General features: G+C 71.0%; 25 protein-coding genes. 12 read left to right on the plus strand and 13 right to left on the minus strand.

Translation table 11 applies throughout. The features are described from left to right. Nucleotides 1-39: 39 nt before the first annotated feature. The 7 genes from FM051_RS32865 to FM051_RS32895 all read left to right on the plus strand — a co-directional run bounded on the left by FM051_RS32865 (nt 40) and on the right by FM051_RS32895 (nt 6,508). On the plus strand, nt 40-1,356 hold the full coding sequence (locus FM051_RS32865) for a sensor histidine kinase (RefSeq protein ID WP_158850236.1): 1,317 nt from the start codon (nt 40-42) through the stop codon (nt 1,354-1,356). After that, a complete protein-coding gene (locus tag FM051_RS32870) occupies nt 1,353-2,024 on the plus strand; it encodes a response regulator (RefSeq protein WP_158850238.1) in 672 nt (223 codons plus the stop codon). The genes FM051_RS32865 and FM051_RS32870 overlap by 4 nt, the downstream gene beginning before the upstream one ends. 78 nt (nt 2,025-2,102) lie before the next feature. After that, nucleotides 2,103-2,987, plus strand: a complete 885-nt coding sequence (locus FM051_RS32875; protein ID WP_158850240.1) for an ABC transporter ATP-binding protein — start codon at nt 2,103-2,105, stop codon at nt 2,985-2,987. Further along, nucleotides 2,987-4,090, plus strand: coding sequence for an ABC transporter permease (locus FM051_RS32880; protein ID WP_158850242.1), 1,104 nt, complete (start codon nt 2,987-2,989; stop codon nt 4,088-4,090). The genes FM051_RS32875 and FM051_RS32880 overlap by 1 nt, the downstream gene beginning before the upstream one ends. Nucleotides 4,091-4,245: 155 nt before the next feature. Beyond that, nucleotides 4,246-5,178 (plus strand): ATP-binding cassette domain-containing protein, encoded by a 933-nt coding sequence (locus FM051_RS32885; RefSeq protein ID WP_158850244.1) that lies wholly within the window; start codon nt 4,246-4,248, stop codon nt 5,176-5,178. Then, nucleotides 5,178-6,017, plus strand: coding sequence for an ABC transporter permease (locus FM051_RS32890; protein ID WP_158850246.1), 840 nt, complete (start codon nt 5,178-5,180; stop codon nt 6,015-6,017). Before FM051_RS32885 ends, FM051_RS32890 begins: the two co-directional genes overlap by 1 nt. Before the next feature lie 77 nt (nt 6,018-6,094). Continuing rightward, nucleotides 6,095-6,508 (plus strand): helix-turn-helix transcriptional regulator, encoded by a 414-nt coding sequence (locus FM051_RS32895; protein ID WP_158850248.1) that lies wholly within the window; start codon nt 6,095-6,097, stop codon nt 6,506-6,508. A 48-nt stretch (nt 6,509-6,556) separates the two neighbouring features. Here FM051_RS32895 and rraA read toward each other — a convergent pair whose 3' ends face one another. The 7 genes from rraA to FM051_RS32930 all read right to left on the minus strand — a co-directional run bounded on the left by rraA (nt 6,557) and on the right by FM051_RS32930 (nt 13,435). Then, nucleotides 6,557-7,042 carry a ribonuclease E activity regulator RraA gene (gene rraA / locus FM051_RS32900; protein WP_158850250.1) on the minus strand — a complete coding sequence of 162 codons (486 nt, stop codon included), beginning with the start codon at nt 7,040-7,042 and terminating at the stop codon, nt 6,557-6,559. 39 nt (nt 7,043-7,081) lie between these two features. Beyond that, nucleotides 7,082-7,744 carry a transcriptional repressor LexA gene (lexA, locus tag FM051_RS32905; RefSeq protein ID WP_158850251.1) on the minus strand — a complete coding sequence of 221 codons (663 nt, stop codon included), beginning with the start codon at nt 7,742-7,744 and terminating at the stop codon, nt 7,082-7,084. Between the two features lie 125 nt (nt 7,745-7,869). Further along, nucleotides 7,870-8,829 (minus strand): AEC family transporter, encoded by a 960-nt coding sequence (locus FM051_RS32910; protein WP_238412819.1) that lies wholly within the window; start codon nt 8,827-8,829, stop codon nt 7,870-7,872. A 61-nt stretch (nt 8,830-8,890) separates the two neighbouring features. Then, a complete protein-coding gene (locus FM051_RS32915) occupies nt 8,891-10,060 on the minus strand; it encodes an L-talarate/galactarate dehydratase (protein ID WP_158850253.1) in 1,170 nt (389 codons plus the stop codon). Between the two features lie 53 nt (nt 10,061-10,113). Then, nucleotides 10,114-11,439 (minus strand): enolase C-terminal domain-like protein, encoded by a 1,326-nt coding sequence (locus FM051_RS32920; protein WP_158850255.1) that lies wholly within the window; start codon nt 11,437-11,439, stop codon nt 10,114-10,116. 49 nt (nt 11,440-11,488) lie between these two features. Next, entirely contained in the window at nt 11,489-12,394 is a 906-nt protein-coding gene (kdgD, locus tag FM051_RS32925; RefSeq protein WP_158850386.1) for a 5-dehydro-4-deoxyglucarate dehydratase, read from the minus strand. A 147-nt stretch (nt 12,395-12,541) separates the two neighbouring features. Continuing rightward, on the minus strand, nt 12,542-13,435 hold the full coding sequence (locus FM051_RS32930) for a LysR substrate-binding domain-containing protein (protein WP_158850257.1): 894 nt from the start codon (nt 13,433-13,435) through the stop codon (nt 12,542-12,544). A gap of 141 nt (nt 13,436-13,576) precedes the next feature. Here FM051_RS32930 and FM051_RS32935 point away from each other — a divergent pair, with 141 nt between their 5' ends. Genes FM051_RS32935 through FM051_RS32945 form a run of 3 tightly spaced genes read left to right on the plus strand, consistent with a single transcriptional unit; the run spans nt 13,577 to nt 16,709 of the window. Then, on the plus strand, nt 13,577-14,590 hold the full coding sequence (locus FM051_RS32935; protein ID WP_158850259.1) for a Bug family tripartite tricarboxylate transporter substrate binding protein: 1,014 nt from the start codon (nt 13,577-13,579) through the stop codon (nt 14,588-14,590). Continuing rightward, entirely contained in the window at nt 14,587-15,198 is a 612-nt protein-coding gene (locus FM051_RS32940; RefSeq protein ID WP_158850261.1) for a tripartite tricarboxylate transporter TctB family protein, read from the plus strand. The genes FM051_RS32935 and FM051_RS32940 overlap by 4 nt, the downstream gene beginning before the upstream one ends. Before the next feature lie 8 nt (nt 15,199-15,206). Then, nucleotides 15,207-16,709, plus strand: a complete 1,503-nt coding sequence (locus tag FM051_RS32945) for a tripartite tricarboxylate transporter permease (RefSeq protein WP_158850263.1) — start codon at nt 15,207-15,209, stop codon at nt 16,707-16,709. Nucleotides 16,710-16,868: 159 nt separating this feature from the next. Here FM051_RS32945 and FM051_RS32950 read toward each other — a convergent pair whose 3' ends face one another. Further along, nucleotides 16,869-17,393: a hypothetical protein gene (locus FM051_RS32950; protein WP_158850265.1), complete on the minus strand. Its 525-nt coding sequence runs from the start codon at nt 17,391-17,393 to the stop codon at nt 16,869-16,871. 260 nt (nt 17,394-17,653) lie between these two features. Continuing rightward, a complete protein-coding gene (locus FM051_RS32955) occupies nt 17,654-18,469 on the minus strand; it encodes a DMT family protein (protein ID WP_158850267.1) in 816 nt (271 codons plus the stop codon). A 111-nt stretch (nt 18,470-18,580) separates the two neighbouring features. Here FM051_RS32955 and FM051_RS32960 point away from each other — a divergent pair, with 111 nt between their 5' ends. After that, entirely contained in the window at nt 18,581-20,542 is a 1,962-nt protein-coding gene (locus FM051_RS32960) for a bifunctional serine/threonine-protein kinase/glutamate ABC transporter substrate-binding protein (RefSeq protein WP_158850269.1), read from the plus strand. A gap of 16 nt (nt 20,543-20,558) precedes the next feature. Here FM051_RS32960 and FM051_RS32965 read toward each other — a convergent pair whose 3' ends face one another. Further along, entirely contained in the window at nt 20,559-22,238 is a 1,680-nt protein-coding gene (locus FM051_RS32965; protein WP_158850271.1) for a PHP domain-containing protein, read from the minus strand. A gap of 357 nt (nt 22,239-22,595) precedes the next feature. Here FM051_RS32965 and FM051_RS32970 point away from each other — a divergent pair, with 357 nt between their 5' ends. Then, complete coding sequence (locus FM051_RS32970) at nt 22,596-22,997, plus strand: DUF6326 family protein (RefSeq protein ID WP_202919137.1); 402 nt, start codon at nt 22,596-22,598, stop codon at nt 22,995-22,997. 45 nt (nt 22,998-23,042) lie between these two features. On the opposite strand, the gene FM051_RS32975 is transcribed toward FM051_RS32970, so the two are convergent. The 3 genes from FM051_RS32975 to FM051_RS32985 form a co-directional block, all read right to left on the minus strand. Beyond that, nucleotides 23,043-23,405 (minus strand): PLD nuclease N-terminal domain-containing protein, encoded by a 363-nt coding sequence (locus FM051_RS32975; RefSeq protein ID WP_158850273.1) that lies wholly within the window; start codon nt 23,403-23,405, stop codon nt 23,043-23,045. 70 nt (nt 23,406-23,475) lie between these two features. After that, nucleotides 23,476-23,769 carry an NPCBM/NEW2 domain-containing protein gene (locus FM051_RS32980; protein ID WP_238412820.1) on the minus strand — a complete coding sequence of 98 codons (294 nt, stop codon included), beginning with the start codon at nt 23,767-23,769 and terminating at the stop codon, nt 23,476-23,478. A 49-nt stretch (nt 23,770-23,818) separates the two neighbouring features. Then, a complete protein-coding gene (locus FM051_RS32985) occupies nt 23,819-25,006 on the minus strand; it encodes a glycoside hydrolase family 2 TIM barrel-domain containing protein (protein WP_238412821.1) in 1,188 nt (395 codons plus the stop codon). Between the last annotated feature and the right edge of the window lie 17 nt (nt 25,007-25,023).

Below are 25,023 nucleotides of genomic sequence, written 5' to 3' on the forward strand. Positions count from 1 at the left end.
GTGGTCGAGGCCCTTCCCGGCAGGGTTACGTTCTCAGGTATGACTGGTCCTGCCGTGCTGTCCGCCCGTCCGGACGAGGGGACGCCCGTGGACGAGCCGGTGTGGAGCCAGTGGCGGCGTCCCCGGCCCTCCTCGGCCCAACAGCGCTACGACGTCTGGCTCGGGTTCGCGGTGCTGGCGGGCGCGGTGAGCGTGACCGTGCTGATCAACAGCATGGGCGCGTTCTCCTTGGGCGAGGCGCCGACGTTGGCCGAGCAGTTCGCCTGGGGTGCCGCGATGACCTTGCCGCTGATGCTGCGGCGGCGCTTCCCGCTGGTCGTGCTGCTCGTCGTCGGCGTGCTGTTCATCGCCGCGCAGGTCCGGCATACCGGCGACAACGTCGTGTCCGCGATCGCGTTGTTACTGGCCATCTACAGCGCGGGCGCGTGGGCGCGGGACCGGACGCGCGGGCGGTGGACGCGGATCGCGGTGATCGCCGCGATGTTCCTCTGGCACGGGGTTTGGCTCGTGGGGTTCCTCGTGCGGCCGGCCCCGCCGTTCGAGGACGCGGCCGGCCCGCTGGCCCCGGTGTTCGCGTCGGTGCTGTACGGCATCGCGTTCAACGCGATGTTCTTCCTGGCCGCGTACTTCTTCGGCGACATGGCCTGGGTGTCGGCGCGCCGACAGGCAGAGCTGGAGCACCGCGCGGAGCAGTTGCGCCGGTCCCAGGAGCAGAACACCCGTGGCGCGATCGTCGCCGAACGCGTGCGCATCGCGCGGGACCTGCACGACGTGGTGGCGCACCACGTGTCGGTGATGGGTGTCCAGGCGGGCGCGGCCCGGCGGGTGCTCGACCGCGACCAGGACTTGGCGCGCGAGGCGCTGCGGACGGTCGAGGACACCGCGCGCACCGCCATCGATGAACTGCGCGGGCTGCTCGGCGTCCTGCGTGCCGACACCGTGGAGGACGTCCCGGAGGTGACGGGGGAGACGTCGTCGCCGGGGCTGGACCAGCTGCCCGAACTCGCGGCCATGGCGCGGTCCGCCGGGCTGGAGGTGGACCACGGCGTCTACGGCGAGCCGCGGCCGGTGCCGCAAGGCGTCGCGCTGTCGGTGTACCGGATCGTCCAGGAGTCGCTGACCAACGTGGTGAAGCACGCGGACGCGCGCAAGGCCGACGTGCGCGTGCGGTTCCTGGAGACCTCGTTGGAGGTCGAGGTCGCCGACGACGGGCGCGGCGGGGCGGGCACGTCGGACCAGGGCGGCGGCTTCGGCCTGGTGGGCATGCGGGAACGCGTCGCGGTCCACGGCGGCGAACTCGAATCCGGACCCCGCCGGGACGGCGGCTACCGGGTCCGTGCGAGGTTCCCGGCATGACGACTTCGCTGCGCGTGGTGCTGGCCGACGACCAGGACCTGGTCCGGGCGGGCTTCCGGGTCATCCTCGGCACCGAGGACGGCATCGAGGTCGTCGGCGAGGCCCGGGACGGTCTGGAGGCCGTGGACGTGGTTGCACGCCTCCAGCCGGACGTGGTGCTGATGGACGTCCAGATGCCCGGCATCGACGGCCTGGAGGCCACCCGGCGCATCCTCGGACCGGCCGGCGCGGGCAACCCGATCAAGGTCGTCATCCTCACCACGTTCGACCGGGAGGACTACCTGTTCGAGGCCCTGCGGGCGGGCGCGAGCGGTTTCCTGCTCAAGAACGCCTCACCGGAGGACCTGGTGGACTCCGTCCGGATCGTCGCCAGGGGCGACGCCCTGCTGTCACCGGAGGTCACCCGCCGCGTCATCGCCCGGTTCACCGCACCGGTCCCGTCGACGCCGTCACGACGGCCACCGGAACTCACCGACCGCGAGTTCGAGGTGCTGGTCCACCTCGCCCGCGGGGCGAGCAACGCGGAGATCGCGGCGGCCTTATACCTGGGGGAGACGACCGTGAAGACGCACGTGTCGCGCATCCTGGCCAAACTGGGCCTGCGCGACCGCACGCACGCCGTCGTGTTCGCCTACGAGCAGGGGATCGTCGCGCCCGGCCGGCCGTAGGGTCCTCCGCGAGGATGACCCGCGAAGTCGATCTCGCGCCGGACGTGCCGCGCTCGCTGCCCGCATAGCGTTGCGGCCATGTTGACAGTGACGTCGGTCAGCCGGAGTTTCGGCGACAAACAGGTCCTCGACGGGGTGTCGTTCGAGGTCCGACCCGGCCGCATGACCGGTTTCCTGGGCGCGAACGGGTCCGGCAAGACCACCACCATGCGCATCGTGCTGGGCGTCCTCGCCGCGCACGGCGGCACGGTCGCGTGGCACGGCTCGCCGATGACGGGCGCGGTGCGGCAGCGGTTCGGGTACATGCCCGAGGAACGCGGCCTGTACCCGAAGATGGGTGTCGCCGAGCAGATCGGCTGGCTCGGCCGGCTGCACGGCCTCGACCAGGCCACCGCGAAGCGCAACACCGAACGCCTGCTCGACCAGCTGGAGCTGGGCCACCGGGCGAAGGACAAGCTCGAAGAGCTGTCGTTGGGCAACCAGCAACGCGCGCAGATCGCCGCCGCGCTGGTGCACGACCCCGTCATGCTGATCCTCGACGAGCCGTTCTCCGGGTTGGACCCGATCGCCGTCGAGACCGTGCTGGGCGTGCTGCGCGAGCGTGCCGCGAACGGTGTGCCCGTGCTGTTCTCCAGCCACCAGCTGTCCGTGGTGGAACGGCTGTGCGACGACGTGGTCATCATCTCCGGCGGCAAGATCGCCGTCAGCGGCGCGCGGGACGAGCTGCGCGCCCAGTACGGGCCCGCGCGTTTCGAGTTGGTCGTGGCGTCCGACGCCGGGTGGGTGCGCGACGTCCCGGGTGTCCGGGTGGTCGACGTCGACGGCCCGCGTGCGGTGTTCGAACTGGACGGTGACGCGGGCGCGGACCAGGTGGTCCTGCAAGCCGCGCTGCGGCGGGGCACCGTCCGCAGCTTCACCCCCGTCGTGCCCACGTTGGGCGAGATCTTCATGGAGGCGATCTGATGAACGGCGTGACGCAGCACGAGACCCGGGGTTTCGCCGCCGCCACCCGGTTGGTCGCCGAACGCGAGATCAAGACCTTCCTGCGGGCCAAGGGTTTCTGGATCGGCCTGGGGGTGATCATCATCGGGTTGTTCGCGATGTCGATCCTCCCCGGTGTGCTCGGCGGCGGGCAGACCAAGGTCGTCACGGTCGGCGCGCAGGCCGCGGAGGCGTTGGCGGGCACGGACTTGGAGGTCCGGGCGGTCGCCGACGTGCCCGCCGCCGAGGCCCTGGTCCGGTCCGAGGAGGTGGAGGCGGCGGTCGTGCCGGACACGACCGCCGAGTCGTCCACGGGTGTGCGCGTGATCGCGTTGGCCGATCCGCCCACCGACGTGGTGGCCGCGCTGCGCACCGCGCCGCCGGTCGACCTGCTCGACCCCGCCGAGGTCGGGCAGGGACCGCGGCAAATCGTGATCATGGTGTTCGCCATGGTGTTCCTGCTGTTCGGGATGGGCGGGACGGCCATCGCGCAGGGCACGGTCACCGAGAAGCAGACCCGGATCGTGGAGATCCTGGTGTCCACGATCCCGGTGCGGGCGCTGCTCGCGGGCAAGATCGTCGGTCACTCGCTGCTGGCCATCGGCCAGATCCTGGTGCTCGCGGTGGTCGCGCCGATCGCGTTGCGGCTGGGTGGGCACTCGGAGCTGCTGGCGCTGGTCGCGCCCGCGTTGGGCTGGTACGTGCCGTTCCTGGTGCTCGGTTTCGTGCTGCTGGCGGCGATGTGGGCGGTCGCCGGATCTGTGGTCAGCAGGCAGGAGGACCTGGGTTCGAGCATGGGCCTGGTGATGATGCTGGTGATGGGCCCGTACTTCGGCGTGTTGTTCTTCTCCGACAACGCCATCGTGCTCACCGTGCTGTCGTACGTGCCGTTCTCGTCGGCCATCGCGATGCCGGTGCGGCTGTTCGCGGGCCAGGTGTCGCTGTGGGAGCCGCTGGTGGCCCTGGGGCTGCTGGCCGGGACGGTCGTGCTGATCGTGCTGCTGGCGAGCCGGGTGTACTCGGGGTCACTGCTGCACACCGGGGGCAAGCTCGCCCTGGCGAAGGCGTGGTCGCGGAAGGACTAGCCCGATCGTTTCGCGAGCGTCCCAGTGGTACCGCGGTACCACTGGGACGCTCGTAGTGTCTCCCGTGGTCCCACGGAAACGGCCGGCCGCGCACCTAGCTTGGGGGCAAGCGCCTCGGAGCAGACCGGGCCGCCGGAGCCGGAGGATCGACGCACATGATCGACGTGCACGAGTTGACGAAGCGCTACGGGGACAAGACGGCGGTCGACCGGCTGAGCTTCACCGTGAAGCCCGGCCAGGTCACCGGATTCCTCGGCCCGAACGGCGCGGGGAAGTCCACCACGATGCGCATGATCATCGGCCTGGACGCGCCAACCAGCGGCTCGGTCACGGTGAACGGCCGCCGCTACGCCGAGCACGCCGCGCCGTTGCAGGAGATCGGCACGCTGCTGGAGGCCAAAGCGGTCCACTCCGGACGCACCGCTTTCAACCACCTGCTGGCCCTCGCCCAGACCCACGGCATCCCGCGCCGCCGCGTCGACGAGGTCATCGAGCTGGCCGGGTTGCAGACCGTGGTCCACAAGTGCGCCGGGACCTTCTCCCTGGGCATGGGCCAGCGGCTCGGCATCGCGGCGGCGCTGCTCGGCGACCCGGAGATCGTCATGCTCGACGAGCCGGTCAACGGCCTGGACCCGGAGGGCGTGCTCTGGGTGCGCCACCTGCTGTCCGGGCTGGCCGCCGAGGGGCGCACGGTGATGCTCTCCTCCCACCTGATGAGCGAGACCGCGCTGATCGCCGACCAACTGGTCATCGTCGGACGCGGCAGGCTGCTCGCGGACACCACGGTCGACGACTTCATCCGGCAGGCCGGCCGCCAGGACGTGAAGGTCGCCACCACCCAGGCGGAACGGTTGCGCGCGCTGCTGTCCGGTCCGGGTGTCACCATCACCGCGACCACCGCCGAGGAACTCGTGGTCCTGGGCCTGGACGCGCACCGGATCGGCGCGATCGCCGCGCAGCACGGAGTGCCGCTGTACGAACTCGGCCAGCAGACCGTGTCGCTGGAAGAGGCGTTCATGGACCTCACCAGCGATGCTGTGGAGTACCACAGCGCCCCCGCCGACACTGCCGCCCGGAGGGCTGCCTGATGACCACCGCCACCGCCACCGCTCCCACGACCACCGCCGCACCCGCCCGGCCCGCCTACAAGGTCACCTGGCTCCGGGTCCTCCGTTCGGAGTGGACCAAGTTCTGGTCGGTGCGCTCCAGCCCGATCACCCTCGTAACGGCACTGTTCCTCCTGGTGGGCATCGGGGCGATCGCCTCCCTCACCTTCGACCCCGCGGCCGCGCCGGGCGGCAACGACGGCCCGCCCATCACCGACGGAGCCATCAGCCTGGCACTGATGGGCACGATCTTCGCCTCACTCGCCATCGGCGTGCTCGGTGTCCTGGTCTCCGCCGGTGAGTACAGCACCGGCATGATCCGCGCCACGCTGGCGGCGGTGCCCAAGCGCCTGCCGACGTCGTGGGCCAAGACCGCCGTCTTCGGTGTCGTCGCCACGATCGTGACCGCGGCGGGCGCGCTGGGCGCGTTCCTGCTGGGCGCCGCCATCCTGGACGGCGAGGCGATCGCGATGTCCCTCGGGGACGACGGAGTGCTCCGGGTCCTGGCCGGCACGGGCATCTACCTGGGCCTGGTGGGCATGTGGGGCGTGGCCCTGGGCGCGCTGCTGCGCTCCAGCGCGGGCGGTATCGCCGTGCTGGTGGGCATGCTGCTCATCGTGCCCGGCCTGAGCTCGCTGCTGCCCGCCTCGATCGCCGACAACGTCACCCCCTACCTGCCCAGCAACGCGGGCCAGGCGGTGACGCACCTGAACCAGGCCGCCGACTCGCTCGGCCCCTGGACCGGCGTGGCAGTGTTCGCGGGATGGGTGGCGGTGACGCTGGTCGCTGCGGCTTACCGACTGGCTCGCCGCGACGCCTGACGGCCACCGCCTGACCGACCGGAACGCCGGACCGACCGGCACGATGTGCACCCGACCAGCGCCGAGGAGGTGCACCGGTGAACGCGACAACAGCGGCGCAAGCCGCGGAGGGGTCCGATCGCCGCCCGACCACCGGAGTCCGGGAGGAGGAACTCGTCGCCGGTATCAGGGCGGTGGCGACCGGTGACGCGGTCGTCGCGCCCGCGTTGACCAGGCGCCTGCTGGACGCCCACGCCCACCAGGTGCTGTCCCCGGCAGGCGCCGCCGAATCGCGTGCGGACCCGAGGCTGAGCGCGTTGAGCGAGCGGGAGCACGAGGTCCTGGTCGCCATCGGTTCGGGGTGGACGAACGCGGAGATCGCCGAACAACTGGTCCTCACGGAGTCCACGGTGAAGAAGCACGTCGGCCGGGTGCTCGCCGAGATCGGCGGGCGCGACCGCATCCACGCGGTGATCATGGCGTACGACGCCGGGCTGGTCAGGCCCCGCTGAAGGGCCGCTCGACCAACGTCTGCGACGGCCTGATCAGCTGACCTCCGGTCATTCCGCGGGTCGGGGAAGCAGGACGATGCCGTCGTCGTCGGCGTGCAGGAAGTCCCCCGGTGCGAACGTGACGCCGCCGATGTCCACGGCGACGTCGACCTCACCGGCACCGGTCTTGGCGCTCTTGCGCGGTGTGGTGCCCAGCGCCTTGATCCCGATGGGCAGGGCGGCCAAGGCGGTCGTGTCGCGGACCGCGCCGTTGAGCACCAGGCCGGCCCAGCCGTTGGCGACGGCGGCGCCCGCGATGAGGTCGCCGGTCAACGCGGTGCGCATCGAGCCGCCGCCGTCCACGACCAGGACGTGCCCGTCCCCTGGGGTGTTGAGCAGGGAGCGCACGAGCCCGTTGTCCTCGTGGCAGGACACCGTTCGAACCGGGCCGCAGAAGGAGCGGTGACCGCCGAACTGGCGGAACTGCGTGTCGCACACCCGCAGCCGGTCGCCGTGTTCGTCCACGAGGTCGGCGGTGGGAACGGGTGGGGTCATGAGGGACCTCCTGCGGTGAAGAGCTGTCAGCGGGACGCGTCAGACGCTGCGCAGGACCGAGACGACGGTGCCCAGCACAACGGCCTCGTCGCCGTCGATGACGTCGTACGCCGGGTTGCGCGGTTCGAGGAAGACGTGGCCGTTGCGGCGCCGGTACACCTTGACGGTGGCCTCGCCGTCGATCATCGCGGCGACGATCTGGCCCGAGTGCGCCTCGGGTTGCTGCCGCACCACGACGATGTCGCCGTCGCAGATCGCCGCGTCGATCATCGAGTCGCCGCGCACGCGCAGACCGAAAACGCTGCCGCGCCCGGTGAGTTCGCGGGGCAACGTCAGGATGTCGTCGACGTGCTCCTCGGCCGAGATGGGACTTCCCGCCGCGATGTGACCGACCACCGGCACGGTCACCGAGTCGTCCGCGTGTTCCCGCGTCGAGGGCTCCCGCAGGAACACGCGGACGTCCATCGGACGGGACATCGCGGCACTCCGCTTGAGGAACCCCTTCTCCTCCAGGCTGGTCAGGTGTTTCGACACCGCCGACGACGACCGCAGGCCGACCGCGTCACCGATCTGCCGGGTACTCGGTGAATACCCGTACCTGACCACCCAGTCCCGGATCGCGACCAGGATCCGCTGCTGACGCGGCGGCAGGGTCGAGGTGTCCAGGTGCTCGAAGGCATCAAGATCGTCGTAGGCGGTCACCCGCGGGATGATAGAGGTAGCCGCCGTGCCCGCTCCCGACCGGCGGATCCCCGGCGCCGACCGGACCCGCACACCGCGATCGGCGCGGCCACCTCGACCGCGTCCAGTCGCGCGGTGGCGGCGCGTCAACCCAGCACGAGGGCGACTCCCGTGAGGACCGGTACCGACAGGACGGTGCTGAGCAGGACGGCGTCCCGTGCGAGTTCCGTGCCGCGGTCGTAGGAGGTGGCGTAGACGAAGACGTTCTGCGCCGTGGGGAGAGCCGAGGCGATCGTGACCGCGAGCAGCGCCGGGTCGTCCAGGTGGACCACCCAGCGGCCGACGGTGTAGGCCACGGCCGGCTGCACCACGTTCTTCAGCACCACGGCGAGCCACACCTGACCGGCCGTGCCGCCGGACGCCGGGCGCGGCGCGCCGTGCAGGCTCGCGCCGTAGGCGAGCAGGGCGGTCGGCACCGCGAGGTCGGCGAGGAGTTCCAACGGCCGGAGCACCGGGGTCGGCGGCGTCCACCCGGCGGCGGCGAGGGCGAGTCCCACGGCGCAGCCGATCACCAGCGGCGTCCGCAGCGGCTGGGTCAGCACCTGGCCGCGCGACGGGGCGTCGTCGCCCGGGTCCCGCGAGGCGGCCAGCACGGTCAGCCCGATCGGCGCCAGGACCAGCACCTGGAACAGCAGGACCGGCGCCACGAGCGAGGCGTCCCCGAGGACGTACACCGCGATCGCGACGCCGAGGTTGCCCGCGTTGACGTAGGACGAGGCGAGCGCGCCGGTGGCGAGGTGTCCGGCACGCAGCTTCCAGCGCCACCGCGCCACCACGACGTAGACCAGCGCGCACAGCACCGCGCTGCCCGCCGTGGCGACCAGCGTCGTGGACAGCAGCACGGCCGGGTCCGCGTCGGCGAGGGTGAGCAGCAGCAGCGCCGGTGTCGCGACGAAGTACGACAGCCGGGACAGCACACCGGTCGCGCCCTGCCCGAGGACGCGGGCACGGGCGGTGATCCAGCCGACGGCGATGACCGCGGCGAGGGTGGCGAAGCCGCCCAGCACACCGTTCACCCGGTGGTCCCGCAGACCCCGACCGCCCACGGCGACCGCGGCACCACCGGGTTCACTCCGGCAGCTCCGGCACGTCGGCCATCGGCGCTCCTCAACGGCGTGCGTCGACCGTGACGGTGTCGACGGTCCAGGCGCGGGTCTGGTCGCTGAGCGTGATGCCCAGGCCGGGGCGGTCGGACAGGTGCATCCGGCCGCCGCTGGTCTCCAACCGCTCGTTGAACAGCGGGTACAGCCAGTCGAAGTGCTCCACCCACGGCTCGCGCGGGTAGGCGGCGGCGAGGTGCACGTGGATCTCCATGGCGAAGTGCGGCGCCAGCTGGAGGTGGTGGTGGTCGGCCAGGGTGGCGAGCTTGAGGAACTGGGTGATGCCGCCGACGCGGGGCGCGTCCGGTTGCAGGACGTCCACGGCGTTGTGGCGGATCAGCTCGTAGTGCTCGGCGACGCTGGTCAGCATCTCGCCGCTCGCCACCGCCGTGGTCAGCGACCGGGCGAGTTCGGCGTGCCCCTCGACGTCGTAGGCGTCGAGCGGTTCCTCGATCCACACCAGGTCGAACTCCTCCAGCACCCGGCTGACCCGCATGGCGGTCGGCCGGTCCCACTGCTGGTTGGCGTCGACCATCAACGGCACGCCGCCGCCGATGTGCTCGCGTACGGCGGCCACCCGGCGCAGGTCCTCGCTCCAGTCCGGCAGGCCGACCTTGATCTTGATGCCGCCGACGCCCGAGTCGAGGGTGCGGGCGGCGTTGTCCTTGATCTGCTCGACGGATTCGTGCAGGAAGCCGCCGGAGGTGTTGTAGCAGCGCACGGAGTCGCGGTGGGCGCCGAGCAGCTTGGCCAGCGGCAGGCCCGCGCGCTTGGCCTTGAGGTCCCACAGCGCGACGTCGAACGCGGCCAGCGCCTGGGTCGCCGCGCCGCTGCGCCCGACCGACGCGCCCGCCCACACCAGCTTGTTCCACAACCTGCCGATGTCGTTGGGGTCCTCGCCGATCAGGTCCGGCGCGACCTCGCGGGCGTGCGCGAACTGGGCGGGCCCGCCGGCGCGCTTGGAGTAGCTGAACCCGACACCCTCCAACCCCGCCTCGGTCCGGATCTCGGCGAACAGGAACGCGACCTCGGTCATCGGCCGCTGCCGACCGGTGAACACCTTGGCGTCGCTGATCCCGCCCGGCAGGGGCAACGTCACCGACGACAACACCACCGAGCTGATCCGATCCTGCACGGCGGTCGCGTCTGCGGGACGTGCGGTGGACGTGGTCGACATGGGGCTCCTCTTCGATGCGGTCGATGGGGGCGGGTGTCTTCGCGGCCGAGCCGTCAGCGGACCAGGCAGGGGCGCTTGGGGTCGAACCGCCAGTCGGGCACGAGGTACCGCATCGCCACGGCGTCGTCCCGCGCGCCGAGCCCGTGCTCCAGGTAGAGCTCGTGCGCGGCGGCGAGGGCGTCCCGGTCGAGTTCGACCCCGAGGCCGGGCGCGGTCGGGACGGTGATGCCGCCGTCCCGGATCCGCAACGGCTCGCGGGTCAGCGCCTGCCCGTCCTGCCAGATCCAGTGCGTGTCCAGGGCGGTGATCGGGCCGGGCGCCGCCGCGCCGACGTGGGTGAACATCGCCAGCGAGATGTCGAAGTGGTTGTTCGAGTGCGAACCCCAGGTGAGGCCGAAGTCCGCGCACAACTGGGCGACGCGGACCGATCCGCGCATGGTCCAGAAGTGCGGGTCGGCCAGCGGGATGTCCACCGCGCCGGTGCGGACGGCGTGCGCCATCTGCCGCCAGTCCGTCGCGATCATGTTCGTGGCCGTGGGCAGGCCGGTGGCCCGCCGGAACTCCGCCATCACCTCACGACCGGAGAAACCGCCCTCCGCGCCGACCGGGTCCTCGGCGTAGGCCAGCACGCCGTGCAGGTCGCGGCACAGCTCGACGGCCTCGTCCAGCAGCCACGCCCCGTTGGGGTCGACCGTGATGCGGGCGTCCGGGAACCGCTCGGCCAGCGCGCGCACCGCCGCCACTTCCTGCTCCGGCGGCAGCACGCCACCCTTGAGCTTGAAGTCGGAGAAGCCGTACCGGGCCCGTGCCGCCTCGGCCAGTGCCACCACCGCCTCGGGCGTGAGCGCGGCTTCACGGCGCAGCCGTTCCCACTCGTCGGCGGGCTGCCGTTCGACGACGTAGGGCAGGTCGGTGGCATTCCGGTCCCCGACGTAGAACAGGTAGCCCAGCATCGGGACCACATCACGCTGCTGCCCGTCCCCGAGCAGTTCCGCGACCGGCACGCCCAGGTGCTGCCCCAACAGGTCCAGCAGCGCCGATTCCAGCGCCGTCACCGCGTGCACGGTGGTGCGCAGGTCGAACGTCTGCGGCCCGCGCCCGGCGGCGTCCCGGTCGGCGAAGGTGTCCGCGACCGACCGCAGCAACCGGCCGAACAGGGCCACCGGCTGCCCGACGAGGAGTTCGTGGGCGTCCTCGATCGTCCGCCGGATCGCCTCGCCACCGGGCACCTCGCCCACGCCGACGCGGCCTTCGCTGTCGGTGACGATCGCGATGTTGCGGGTGAAGAACGGGCCGTGCGCGCCGCTGAGGTTCAGCAACATGCTGTCGTGCCCCGCGACGGGCACCACCTCGACACGCGCCACTGCGGGGCCGGTCATCGTGGTCGTCCTCTCTGCTGGGTGAGCGGCTCTGCCGGGGGAGCGGCGATCAGGCGATCTTCCGGACCAGGGCCGTCAACTCCGCGAGCTCGTCCTCGGTCAGGTCGCTCAACGGTGGTCGCACCCGGCCGCCGTCCCGGCCGACGGCGGTCAGGCCGGCTTTCACGATCGACACCGCGTAGCCGCGGGCCCGGTCGCGGATGTCCAGGTAGGGGATGACGAAATCGGCCAGCATCCCGTAGACGGCGGACCGGTCCTGGGCGCGGACGGCGGCGTAGAAGCGCAGCGCGAACTCGGGCAGGAAGTTGAACAGCGCCGAGGAGTACGTGTTCACGCCGAGTTGCAGCAGCGGCAGGGCGAACGTCTCCGCGGTCGGCAGGCCGCCGATGTAGACCAGCCGGTCACCGACCCTGGAGTAGGTGCGGGTCATCTGCTCGATGTCCCCGACCCCGTCCTTGAGCCCGACGAGGTTGGGGTTGCGGTCGGCTACCTCGGCGACGGTCGCGTCGGTGAGCACGGCGTTGGCCCGGCTGTAGACGATCACGCCCAGGTCGGTGGCCCGGCACACCGCGCTGATGTGCTCGACCAGGCCGCGTTGGCTCGCCTCGGTGAGGTAGGGCGGGAACAGCAGAACGCCCGAAGCTCCCGCGTCCTGGGCGGCCCGCGCCTGCGCGGCGGAGACGACGGTGGCGCCGGTGGCCGGAGCGACGACCGGGACCCGGCCGCCCACCTCGTCGACGGCGGCGCGGACGACCCGGTCCACCTCCTCCGGGGTCATGGAGAAGCCCTCGCCGGTGCCGCCGGCGGCGAACAGGCCGGCCACGTCGAAGCCCGCCTGCCAGGCCAGGTGCTCCCGGTACCGGGACTCGTCGAACAGGAGGTCGGCGTCAAAGTGGGTGACCGGGAAGGAGAGCAGCCCGGATGCGAGTCGGTCGGCGAGGGCGTCTGGCGGCATCGGCGTCGGCGTCACGGGTTCATGTCCTTGCTCCGGCGGTGGCGTCCCGCGTTCGGAGTAGCGCGGCACGGCGGTCGGAGTCACGGTATGAACCACGAGCGATGCTTGTCCAAGAGTTGTTTCGCATTGCTCAATACTCTAAGTGCATCACTCGAACGGCGTGCGGCCCTCCAGCGCCGTCAACGTCCGCCACAGGGCCGGGTTCGCGGACGCGTTGAGCCACAGCAGGTGCAGTTCCACCGGTTCGGCCACGGCGGTCTCCAGCCGGACGAACCCCACACCGTCGATGCGCAGCCTGGACGCGGACTCCGGCACGAACGCGAGACCCCGCCCGGCCGCGACCAGCCACAACATCGTGAGCACCTGGCTCGCCGTGTGCACGATGTTCTCGTGCGCGATCGGCACCGTCCCCGCGACCAGGTCGTAGAAGTACCGCGCCTTGGTGGGGGAGTGCATGATCACCGGCTCGCGGACCACGTCGGCGCCCGTCGCGGCACGGCCGAGCGCCAGCAACGGGTGGCCGGTGGGCGCGGCGACGAACAACCGCTCCCGGTACAGCAGCCGGGACCCGAACGTCGCGTCGTCGAACGGCGGACGTGCCAGCCCGAGGTCGATCTCCTCGTTCAACAGCCCGGCGACCTGCTCGCGGGTCAGCATCTCGGCCAGTTCCACGTCGACGTCCGGCAGTTGCTCGGCGAGTTCGTCGAGCACCCGGCCGAGAATCCCGTACGTCGCCGCCGCGGTGAAACCGACCCGCACCACGCCGGTCGACCCGGACGACACCCGCCGGGCCAGCTCCGGCGCGGTCTCGGCCAGCGACAACAACCGTCTCGCCTCGACCAGGAACACCTCGCCCGCCGTGGTGAGGGTGACCCGGCGGTTGTCGCGGACCAGCAGCTGCGCGTCCACGGCCCGTTCCAGTTTCTGGATCTGCCTGCTCAGCGGCGGCTGCGTCATGGCGAGCCGGGCGGCGGCCCGGCTGAAGTGCAACTCCTCGGCGACAGCCACGAATCCGCGCAGCTGCTCCAGGGTGAAGGTCATGCCGAAAAGGTATCAATCGATGCTCTATCGGAATTTGGGTAGGCGTGAAAAAGCCTCTTAGGCTCCGTTCGTTCGCCGACCTGTGAATTCGTTCACAGCAATCGGCGGGGCCGAATGGTCGATTCTCGAAGGGGAGAGCACATGACCAGGAACAACGGTGTTCAACGGCGGGTCGCGACCGGCCTGGCGCTGGGCCTGACCCTCTCGATCACCGCGTGCGGCGGCAACCTCGGCGGCGGCTCGGACGCCGCGGCGGAGGACTTCCCCGGCGGCGACCCGGTCACGATCTACGTCGGCGCGGACCCCGGTGGCAGCACCGACCTCATCGCCCGCGCACTCGCCGACGGCGCCTCCGACGATTTGGGCGTCGCGGTCACCGTGGAGAACAAGCCGGGCGCCAACGGCGCGCTGGCGGCGCGCGAGCTCAGCGGTGAGAAGCCGACCGGGCACACCCTCATGGTCTTCAACGGCAGCCTCGCCTACATCACGCCGCTGGCCGTCGCGGACGACCAGGCCGTCGACATCGCCGACTACGAGATCATCACCGGCGTCTCCCAGGACGATTACGTCCTGGTGACCGCGCCGTCGTCCGGATTGACCACCATCGACGCCCTGAAGAACGCCGGCCGGCCCATCACCTACGGCACCACCGGCGTGGGCACCGGCAGCCAGCTGGCGCAGGCCCTGCTGTTCGGCCAGACGGGCATCCAGAGCACGGCCGTGCCGTTCGACGGCGGCGCGCCGACGCTGACCGCCGTGCTCGGCGGACAGGTCGACGTCGGCGCCATCCAGCTCGGCGAGGCCATCGAGCAGATCGAGGCCGGGCAGCTCACGCCGATCGTCACCTTCGCCGAGAAGCGCCCGTCGTACCTGCGGAACACCCCCACCGCCGTGGAGCAGGGCTACGACGTCCCGGTGCAGCAGTCGCGGGCGGTCTTCGCGCCCAAGGGCACGCCGCAACCCGTCCTCGACCGGCTGCGCACGTCGTTCCAGAAGGTCTTCGGGTCCGACTCGTACAAGAAGTTCAACCAGGACAACCAGCTCACGCCGAACGAGGTCGACGGCCCGAAGCTGCGCGACGAGTGGACCGCCAACCTCAGCAGGTACCAGAAGGTGGTCGAGCAGTACGGCATCGACATGGGTGGCGACAAGTGACCGCTCCCCACGGCTCGGGCGACGGCTTGCGCGACGGCGGCGACGTCAACGGCGGTGACGGCTTGCGCGACGGGGGCGACGTCAACGGTGAGAACGACCTCGACGGCGGGAAAAGCCTCGCGGACGTTCTCCACGAGGTGGAGGCCGCCGAGCACGAGTACCGACCACCGGCCGCGGGTCCCGTGGGCAACACCGTCATCGCGGCGGTCGTGCTGCTGTTCGGGATCGCCGCGCTGGTCGGTTCGTGGTCGCTGGGTGTCGGCAGCGCGCGTGTCCCCGAAGCCGGCACGTGGCCCCTGCTGGTGGCCGTCGTGTTCGTCGCCCTCGGCGTCGCGCTGCTCGCGACGGTGAGGAGGACGACCGACGCCGAACGGTTCTCGCGCACCAGTTGGCTGGTGTTGGCGGGCCTGGCCACCATGGTCGTGTTCGTCGCGGTCATCGAGCACATCGGTTTCGAGATCCCGGCGGCCCTGCTCGCCTTCGTGTGGCTCCGCTTCCTGGGACGTGAGGGCCGGCGCACGTCCGCTGCCGTCAGCATCGGCGTGGTGGTCGCGTTCTACGCCGTCTTCGTGGGGGCGCTGTCCGTCCCCATCCCGCACCTGTTCTAGGAGGGTCCGTGGACCTGTCGCCAGTCCTCGACGGCTTCGGTGTCGTCCTCGAACCGACCAACCTGCTGTACTGCCTGATAGGCGTCGTCGTCGGGATGCTGATCGGCGTGCTGCCGGGGCTCGGCCCCGCGGCCACCATCGCCATCCTGCTGCCGGTCACCATCGGCATCGAGCCGGTCAGCTCGATCATCATGTTGGCCGGCATCTTCTACGGCGCCCAGTACGGCGGGACGATCACCTCGGTCCTCCTGCGGCTGCCCGGTGAGGCGTCCTCGGTGGTCACCGTCTTCGACGGCCACGCGCTGGCCCGCCAAGGCCGTGCCGGCACCGCCCTCGGCATCGCCGCCATCGGCTCGTTCATCGGCGGCACGGTCTCCATCGTCGCCCTGTCGCTGCTCGCGCCCCTGGTGGCCGGGTTCGCCCTCGACTTCGGGCCGCCGGAGTACACCGCCCTGGCGATGCTGGGCATCCTCCTGGTCTCCACCGTCAGCAGCGGTCACCGGCTCAAGGCCCTGATCGCGGCGTGCACCGGTCTCCTGCTGGCCACCGTCGGCCGCGACGGCTTCACCGGCGCCGAGCGCTTCACCTTCGACAACCTCTCGCTCGCCGACGGCCTGGACTTCGTCCCGATCGCGATGGGGCTGTTCGGCCTGGGCGAGATCCTCTACAACCTGGAGGAACGGCACCGCGCGACGCAGGCGCCGGTGACCGTCGCCAACGTCTGGCCGTCGAAGGCCGACCTGCGGCAGTCGTCCGGCGCCATCGGACGCGGCTCCGTGCTCGGGTTCGTCCTCGGCATCCTCCCCGGCGGCGGCGCCACGTTGTCCTCGCTGGCCGCGTACGCCTGGGAGAAGCGCCGTGCCAAGCACCCCGAGCGGTTCGGCAAGGGTGCGGTCGAGGGCGTCGCGGCGCCGGAATCCGCCAACAACGCCGCCGCCACCTCGTCGTTCATCCCCCTGCTGACGCTGGGCATCCCCGCGAACGCCACCATGGCGGTCATCTTCGGGGCACTGCTCATCCAGGGCGTGAGCCCCGGTCCGCAGCTGGTCACGCAGGAACCGGAGTTGTTCTGGGGCGTGGTCAACTCCATGTACATCGGCAACATCCTGTTGCTGATCATGAGCATCCCGCTGGTCGGCCTGTTCGTGAAGATCCTGCGGGTCCGGGCCACCGTCCTCGCGCCCATCACCGTGCTGATCACGCTGGTCGGCGTCTACACCGTCAACAACGACGTCTTCGACATCGTCCTGGTCATCGTCTTCGGCGCGGTCGGCTACCTGATGAAGAAGTTCGGTTTCGACCCGGGCCCGCTCGTCCTGGCCTTCGTGCTCGGCTCGCTGCTGGAGGACTCGCTGCGGCGATCGCTGCTCATGTTCGACGGCAACCCGACCGGTTTCCTCACCCGCCCGATCTCGGGGGTGCTGCTCGCCACGTTCGTCCTCGTCATCCTCGTGCCGCCCGTCCGCGCCGCGATCCGCCGCCGCGCCGCCTCCCGCAAGGAGCTCGTATGACGACCACGCCGACGACCTGGTCGGGCGGCGGCGCACAGCGAATCCTGCTCGACGCGGACCGACCGGTGCCGGCGGTCAAACCGCAGCCGGAGAGCACCTGACCGCGCGACGTGCGGCCCAGGCGGACGCGTGTGTCTACTGTGGACTATGCGTCCGCGGTCAGGGCTTGTAGTACGGGTACGGCGGTGGTGGTGGCGGCATCTGCATTTGCATCCGGCGGCGGCGCTTGCGCATCACGACGACCAGGACCGTGATCAGAGCGCCGACCAGGAGCAGGAAGAACAGGCCGATGCCGATCACCCACCAGAGGATCGACTCGCCGCTGATGGCGTTGTCCGGGTCGGGCTGGATCTTGCGCGGGCCGAAGGCCTTCTCGAGTTCCGCGTTGGTGGCGGAGTAGTCCTTGCCGTTGAGGCGCAGCACCAGCCGGTCGACCTCGGCCGGGTAGGTGTCCCAGACCAGGCGGGCGATGTCCTCGCCATCGCTTCCCTCCGGGCCACCACTGGCGGTGATGGTCACCGTGTCGAAGCCGTTGTTCGTGCTGTGGTTCGCCTGGACGTTCGTGTAGCCCGCGTCCTTGACGCGGTTCGACAGGTTCATCACCTCCGTGAGGGCGCCGCACCCCGCGGCGACCAGGAGGCACAGCAGGACGGCCAGGAGGCGCCCGTCGGCAACCCGTTTCACAACCAATCCCCCCTCGGATTCCACGCGGACGCCGTGGCGAACTCGGGCAGTGCGACTGCGACGTCACCGTGCCCGGGAACGTGGCGGCAGCAAGAAGCCCCGCCGACCGCGGCACGAGTCCGAGACCGTTCGTGCCGGAATCGGTACGCGGTCGATTCGCCGTACGGGGAGGTTACCCGTGCGGGCACGCACTCCGAGGTCGTTTTGACGAAACGATCGAGGTGAGCGCGTTGTGCCGGGTTCCGCACGCCCCGCCTGACTCAGCCCGCCAGCCGTTGGCGGTGGAACCGTGCGATGGCGGCGATACCGGCCAGCGACACGACGGCGCTCGTCACCAGCGCGATCACGGTGCCGCGGCCGGCGCCCTCGGTCTCGTCGAGCAGCACCATCCCGATCCACGCCGCGACGATCGGGTTCACCACCGTCTGGCCGGCCACCACGAGGTCGGCGGGCCCGCTCGCGTACCCCAGTTGGATCATCGACGCGCCGACCAGGAAAGCCAGGGCCAGCCCGACGAACGACACCCACGGGATCTGCGGCAGGGAGGTCGCCACGTCGCGCACGAGCACCGCGACCAGCCCGTACGCGGCACCCGCGCTGGTGGCGAAGGCAAGGGCGCGCGCCGTTCCGCTCCGGAACGCCGCGACGACGGCGAACACGCACACCACGCCCGCAACCACCTGACCGGCCCGCAGCGCCACCGCCGCGGGCACGTCCGTCGCCACCGCGGAGCCCGCGGCGACCGCGACGAACGTCGCCACCCCGGCCGTCGCAGCCGCCACCGCCACCGCGAACCCCGGCGTGACACGGGGGACGTCGATGACCGCGATGATCGGCAGCGACAGGACGGCGAGCGGCGCCACGACCGTCACGGGAGCCAGCGCCAGGGCGACGATCTGCAGCACCGCGGCGATGGACAGCACCGAGAACCCGAGCAGCCACCGCCTGTTGCGCACCAGCCGGGTGAGCCGGCGCACCGTGAGTTCACCGACGTCTTGGACGCCGCCGTGCTGCAGCGCCGCACCCACGGCGCTGAACACCGCACCCGTCAGCGCGCACAGGATCGCGATCGCCACGTGACCCAGGGTAGGGCTCGTTCGGGTCCGGGACTCGACAACACCTGATCGTGGCAACGCGGTGCGCACTGCCGCACCCACGGCACGTGACCGTGTGCGTATCTTCTTCACATGCTCGATCCCGAGGGCAGACTGCTGGCCGGCCGGTACCGGTTGCGCACCCGGCTCGGCAGCGGCGGTATGGGCACCGTGTGGCGCGCGACCGACGAGTTCCTCGAACGCGAGGTCGCGATCAAGGAGATGACGCTCCTCGACGCCGTGGAGGAGTCCGCGCCCGCGTTCCAGCGCACGCTCCGCGAGGCACGGACGAGCGGACGGTTACGGCAACCCAACATCGTCACCGTGCACGACGTGGTGCTCGAAGACGGCCGGCCGTGGATCGTGATGGAGCTGATCGAGGGTCCCTCGCTCGCCGAGGTCGTCGAGCGGGACGGTCCGCTGCCGGAGGATCGGGCGGTCGACATCGCCCGGCAGCTGCTCGTCGCGCTGGCCTACATCCACGAGCGGGGCGTCCTGCACCGGGACGTCAAGCCGGCCAACGTGCTGATCGACGGAACCCGGGTGGTGCTCACGGATTTCGGCATCGCCGCGGTCGAGGGCGCCACCGCGCTCACCGCGACCAACCAGTTGATCGGCTCGCCGCAGTACATCGCGCCGGAGCGGATCAACGGTGCGGGCGCCGGGGCGGCGAGCGACCTGTGGGCGCTCGGCGTCACCCTGTACTTCGCGGTCACCGGCGCCACCCCGTTCCAGCGCGACGACGTGCAAGCGGTGCTCGCGGCCGTGCTCACCCGGGAGCCGCCGCCGGTACCCGGAGCGCTGGGGCCGCTGATCGTCGGCTTGCTGCGCAAGGATCCCGCCGCCCGGCTCACCGCCGCCGACGCCGTCGCGCTGCTCGCCCCCGGCAGGCAGCCGACCCGGCGGATGACACCGGATCCCGCGACCCAGCCCCCGACCCTGCGCACGACGCGACCGACGACGCAACCGGGGCCACAACCGACTCCGCGACCGACATCGCAACCAGTACCGCAACCCGCGTCGCAATCCGGGCCGCAATCGGCACCGCAACCTGGGTCGGAACCGACGGCGCAACTCGGGCCGCAGTCGGCGCCGCAACCGGGGGCGCAACCCGCGTTGCAACCAGGGCCGCGACCGACGGCACAACCCGCGCCGCAAGCGGGGCCGGAACCGGCTCCGCGACCGGCGCAGCAGGGCATGCCGGCCCGCGAACGGCGCCAGGTGGCGGTCACGTTGGCGGTGGTGCTGGCGGTCGGCGTCGCGGCGATCCTGTGGGTGGCCTGGCCGCAGTGGGCGGGCTCCTCGGCCTTGGAGCGCATGGACCAGCGCGGCACGGTCACCATCGGCGTGCGCGACGACCAGCCAGGACTCGGCTGGTGGGACCCGGTGTCCCAGTCGTTCGTCGGCTTCGACATCGAGATCGCCAAGCTGATCGCGGCCGGGTTGGGCTTCGGCGAGGACAAGATCACCTTCGCCCGCGTCGGCCCGGCGGAGCGCGAGAACGCCCTCGCCACCGGCGCGGTGGACATGGTCGTCGGCACCTACCCGATCACGGAGGAGAGCAAGCAGCGGGTGAGCTTCGCCGGCCCGTACCTGACCAGCGCACCGAGCATGCTGGTGCGCACGGGACAAACCCAGGTCGGCGGGCCCGCCTCGATGCGTGGGCACAAGGTGTGCACGGTGACCGGCACGTCCTCCGCCCGGGAACTCCGGAACGGGAGCGAAGTCGACCACTCGGACATCGTGCTGATGGAGACGTGGGACGACTGCGTCGACGCGCTCGTCGACAAGCGCGTCGACGCGGTCATCTCCGACGAGCCGGTGCTGGAAGGCTATGCGTCGTCCACCGTGATCGACACGTTCGACGTGTACGTCTACTCGACGACCTCCAACGAGTACGGCATCGGCCTCGCCCACGACGACAAGCCGACCCGCGACAAGGTCAACGACATCCTGAACAAGGCGCTGAACGACGGCACCTGGCGGGAGATCTACGACCGCACCCTGGGCGGGTCCGGCCGGGAACCGGGCATACCGACGGTCAAGCCTTACTGATCCACCGGCACGCGGTTCAGCCGACGACGTCCACGAAGATCGGGTTGGTGTAGCACCAGGTGTCCTGCCACGGGTCGCCGTTGCCCGGCTCGTGCGGCACCGGACCGTGCGGGTCGATCGCGGCGCCGAGCAGGCCCGGCCCGTTGCGCTTGCCGTCGCTGCCGCGCAGCCGCAGGTACGTCGACTCCTCGACGCCGGTGATCGGGATCCGGAGCACGAACGTGCCGGTGCGGTCGGAGACGTCCGCGGTGTGCGCGACGCGGGTGTCGGGCGCGCGCCACCGGTCCCGGTCCGCCGCCGGGCCGCGCACGGCGCCGCGGATGACGTCGAGGTGGGCGAGCCGGGGCAGTTCGCCGTGGTCGTGGGGGCGTGACGCGGTGGTGACCGTGACGGTGAGCACGAGGTTCTCGCCGCGCCTGACCCGGAGCCGTCCACCGAGCGTCACCCCGCGACCGGTGCCGTTCTGCCTGGTCAGACGCACGTCGATACCGTCGACGAGGTGACCGTGGTCGACCCAGACGCGCCCCGCCCGCAGACCCGCCATGACGTTCCGGTAGCCGTACCTGGTGACACCCACGTGGGTGCGGCTGAACTGTCCGGGCCAGAAGTCGCCGCCCGGCTGGGGCTGGGTCGTGTTCACCGGGTCGGGGAGCCTGCCGGTGTTGTCGAAGTTCTGGCCGGGCAGCCAGTCGCCGTTGCGCCAGGTGTCGAACACGACCCGGTGGACGTCGGAGTTCGACGTGATCGTGAACAGGCGTCCCTCGGACAGCATGGCGTCCCACAGCCCGCCCACGGTCGCCGTCGCCCAGTCGAAGCCGCCGTGGGTCACGTAGGCCTCGCGCGGGTAGCCGGGCCAGGAGTTCGCGGACGGGCTGTTCTCGTACTCGCCGCGGATGCTGGTCGGGCCCCGCCACCCGGGGATCGCCCCGCCCTGCGCACCGGGAGCGCCCTCCATGCCGATCATGATCTGCGGTGCGGCGTCACGCCAGTTCCGGATCTCGTGCGGTGAGTCGATGCCCAGCCGCATCGGGTGGTTGGCGAGGACCAGGACGTCGTCGACGTAGCCGGTGCGGCGCTGCTCGGCGAGCCACCGGAGGGCCTTGACGGCGTGCGCCTCGTTGCGAGCCGTGTCCGGGTGGTCCGGACCGCCGGCGGTGTAGCCGAGCAGCTTGCCGTCGTAGGCCAGCTCGAACCGGGTGAGCAGGTCGACCTCGTGCGGTCCGGGCGCGGAGAAGACCGTGCAGTGCTCGGCGCCGGGGATGTACCACTCCAGGCCCTGGAAGATCAGCATCCGCTCGTTCTCGGCCCTGGCCTTGAGGATTTCCCGGTGCTCGGCCTGGGCGCCGCCCGCGTTGGCGTGCCCGAAGTTGCTGTGCTCGGTGAAGACGAGCCAGTCCAGGCCGTACCGCGCCCCGGCGTTCGCCACCTGCGAGAACGTGTACTTCGCGTCGTGGCTGTAGACGGTGTGCACGTGGTGGTCGCCGACCAGGTACACCAGGTCGGGGTCTCCGCCGCCGACCTGCGGCGCCCCAGCCGCGGCGGAACCCTGCCCGAGCGCGGCGCCACCGGCGAACACCGCACCGAACAGGCCCGCGCGGCGCAGCAGCCCGCGCCGGGAGATGCCCTGCGCGTCGAGCGCCGCCGCGGGAACGCCCGGATCGGCCCACTCCGGCAGCGGCTGAGTCGGATTCGGCATGGGGCGCCTCTTTTCACCAGGTCGTGAGTCGACGGGAAACTAGGCTGCCACGGCCACGGGCAGCCGTGCGGTGGGCGTACGGAACGTGAACAGGAAGCAAGCGTGTCCATTCGGAACTGTCGGTGCTCTGCGGACGACGGAAGGTGCCTGCCGGGCGCGTTGTGTCCGTGCCCGGCAGGCGGCGGATCGACCGGAAGTGCGGTTCCGGCGTCGGCCGATCGGTCAGGGCGACACCGGCCGAAGTGCCGGTGCGTCACGAACACGACGCGGCGACACTGGACCTCCACGGCCCGGCAGGAGGAGCAGATCCCCGTGACGACAACGACAACCAGGCAGTACCGGGACACCCGAGTCGATGTGAAACTCGTGCTCTGCGCACTGTGGATCACGATGCTGTTCGTGTTCGCCTACGTCGACATCTTCGGGTTCTACCGCGCCGATGTCCTCGACGCCGCGCTCGACGGCAAGATGGCGACCACGGCATTCGCGGTGGACCAGGTGTTCCTGATCTCCACGACCATGTACATCATGCCGCCGATCCTGATGGTGGTCCTGTCGCTCGTTCTCAAACCACGGGTCAACCGGATCGCCAACATCGTCGTCAGCGTTCTCTACACGATCAGCATCATCGTGTCGTGCATAGGCGAAAAGTGGGCCTATTACATCGTCGGAAGCCTCGTCGAGGTGGTACTCCTCGTCGCCATCGCCCGATCTGCCTGGAAATGGCCGGCACCTCACAACGCGCCTTCGCTGCCGTAGCGCGGGCCCGGCCGTCCACAAGTGACAGACCGGGGGAGGCAGGGCCTAGCGGGTTTCGCCGCCCGACTCGCGGGCCTTGCGCCGCTGCTCCTCGGCGCGCTCGCGGCAGCGGCGCAGGAACTCCGCGTCGGACTCGGAATCCGTGGCGGCGAACCGGCCGGGGCGGTCGTACTCGGGGAAGGCCGGCATGGTGCGCTCGTAGGCCTGCGGCCTGCCGACCGTCCGCACCGGCCTGCCCGCGACCAGCCAGATGATCGAGCCGACCAGCGGGAAGAACAGCACGATCAACAACCAACTGATCTTGGGCAGGTTCCGGGCGTCACCGTCCTGGGTGGTGATGACGTCGACCAGGCAGAACAGCCACAGACCCAGCGTGAGGACGCCGAAAAGGCCCCCGAAGTAGAACACGGTCACAACCCCCAAAGTCGTCAGCGCAGCGTAGCGCAGACCACTCCGGGTCGATGGCGAGTCTCGGCAGTCAGCTCCCGCAGTGCACCGTTGCCGCGGCCCAGTCGGCGTGGTCGTGCGCATTGCCGTTGGCACCCACGGCAACCTTCAACCGGAGCACCTTCGCGCCGGCCACGTCGACCGCGATCGGCACGGCGTCGTCGTCGCCGGTGAGCGTCGGGCTCACGTAGCGGCTGACACCGTCGGCCGACACCTCGAACTCCACGCTGCCGGATGGACCGACCTCGTCGTCGACACCGATCTCCGCGGTGAACGAGGTGCAACGACCACCGAGGTAGATGTCGACGTACGACTCCGCGTGCACGCCGAGACCGGTCGGGTACGTCTTGCCGTTGACGGTGATCGGGTTCCCGTCAGTGGCGCCCGTTGTAGATCGGGGCGCGCCAGGCGTCGAGCTCCGGCCCGCCGGTCAGCAGCTCCTTGCCGCGCACCTTCATCGAGGTGAGCGTGCCGCTGTTCTTGTCGAACGCGTAGCGGAAGTCGCGGCCGGACACGAGGGTGTCGTCACCGGACTGCTCGACACCCACGTTCCCGCCGGTCTCGGGCGAGGTGATGCCCCGGACCTGGTTGCCGCCCACGGCGAACTGGCCGTGTGACACCACGTGACCGGCCGGCGCCCACGCGGTGGGCTTGGCCAGCACCGCCTCGACGTCGAGCCACCGCTCGACCCCGCTCGGGTCGGGCGGGAGCGTCGGCAGCTGCACGGTCGTGGTGGCGCCCGCGTCCAGCTTCAGCGGCTTCGCCATCGCCTCCACACCGGAGGGCGACGGGTAGCGCGGACCCCACACGTGCGCGAACGGCGCGTCGCCGTCCGGCCCGTTGGACTGGTGGTACAGCGGACGGCTCGGGTCGGTGGCGGTGGCCCACTCGGCCATCGCGTAGTGCGCCTTGCCGAGGCCCGCCTCGTTGCCGGTGTCCCACATGAAGACGCTCGGGTGGTTCTTGTCCCGCTCGACCATGCCAACGAACCGGTCCATGAACGCGATCTGCCACTCGGGCCGCCCGGTCTCGGGGTCGGTCTCGGCGCGGTTGGTGCCCTTGATCAGCACCCGCTCGCCGTTGACCAGGAGCTGCCTGTCCCGGATCTCGATCTCGCGGAAGCCGAACGGCTGGCTCGTCACGTGCGTCGTCCGGCCACATCTCGGTGGGGATGTTGCGGAAGATCGGGTGGTCGAGGCCGTCGGCTGCCAGGTGTGCGGGACGGTGACCTCGCGCCACTGCGAGGTGTCGTAGCCCTCGGCCTGGAACCCGCTCGGCACGTCCTGCGGCCGGTCGGCCATCCGGATGCGCCACTTGCCGTCCAACGAGCGGGTCCACTTCGTGTCCGGCTCGCGGCCCGCGCGCAACGCCGCAGCGGTGTCGGCGTACGGCCGCAGTTCGGCGTGGTGCCCGACCTGCCCTTCGGCCACCATCTGCGGGTTCTCCAGGTAGGAGCAGACGTCCACGGGCGGCTCCGCCGCGCTCGCGGGCAGGGCGGGCACCACGGCGGCTACCGCGATCGCCAGCAGCAGGGGGACGGGGTGACGGCGGTGCAGGGACATCGTTGACCCACTCACTC

The organism is Saccharothrix deserti, from assembly GCF_009769385.1.
Lineage (GTDB): Bacteria > Actinomycetota > Actinomycetes > Mycobacteriales > Pseudonocardiaceae > Actinosynnema > Actinosynnema deserti.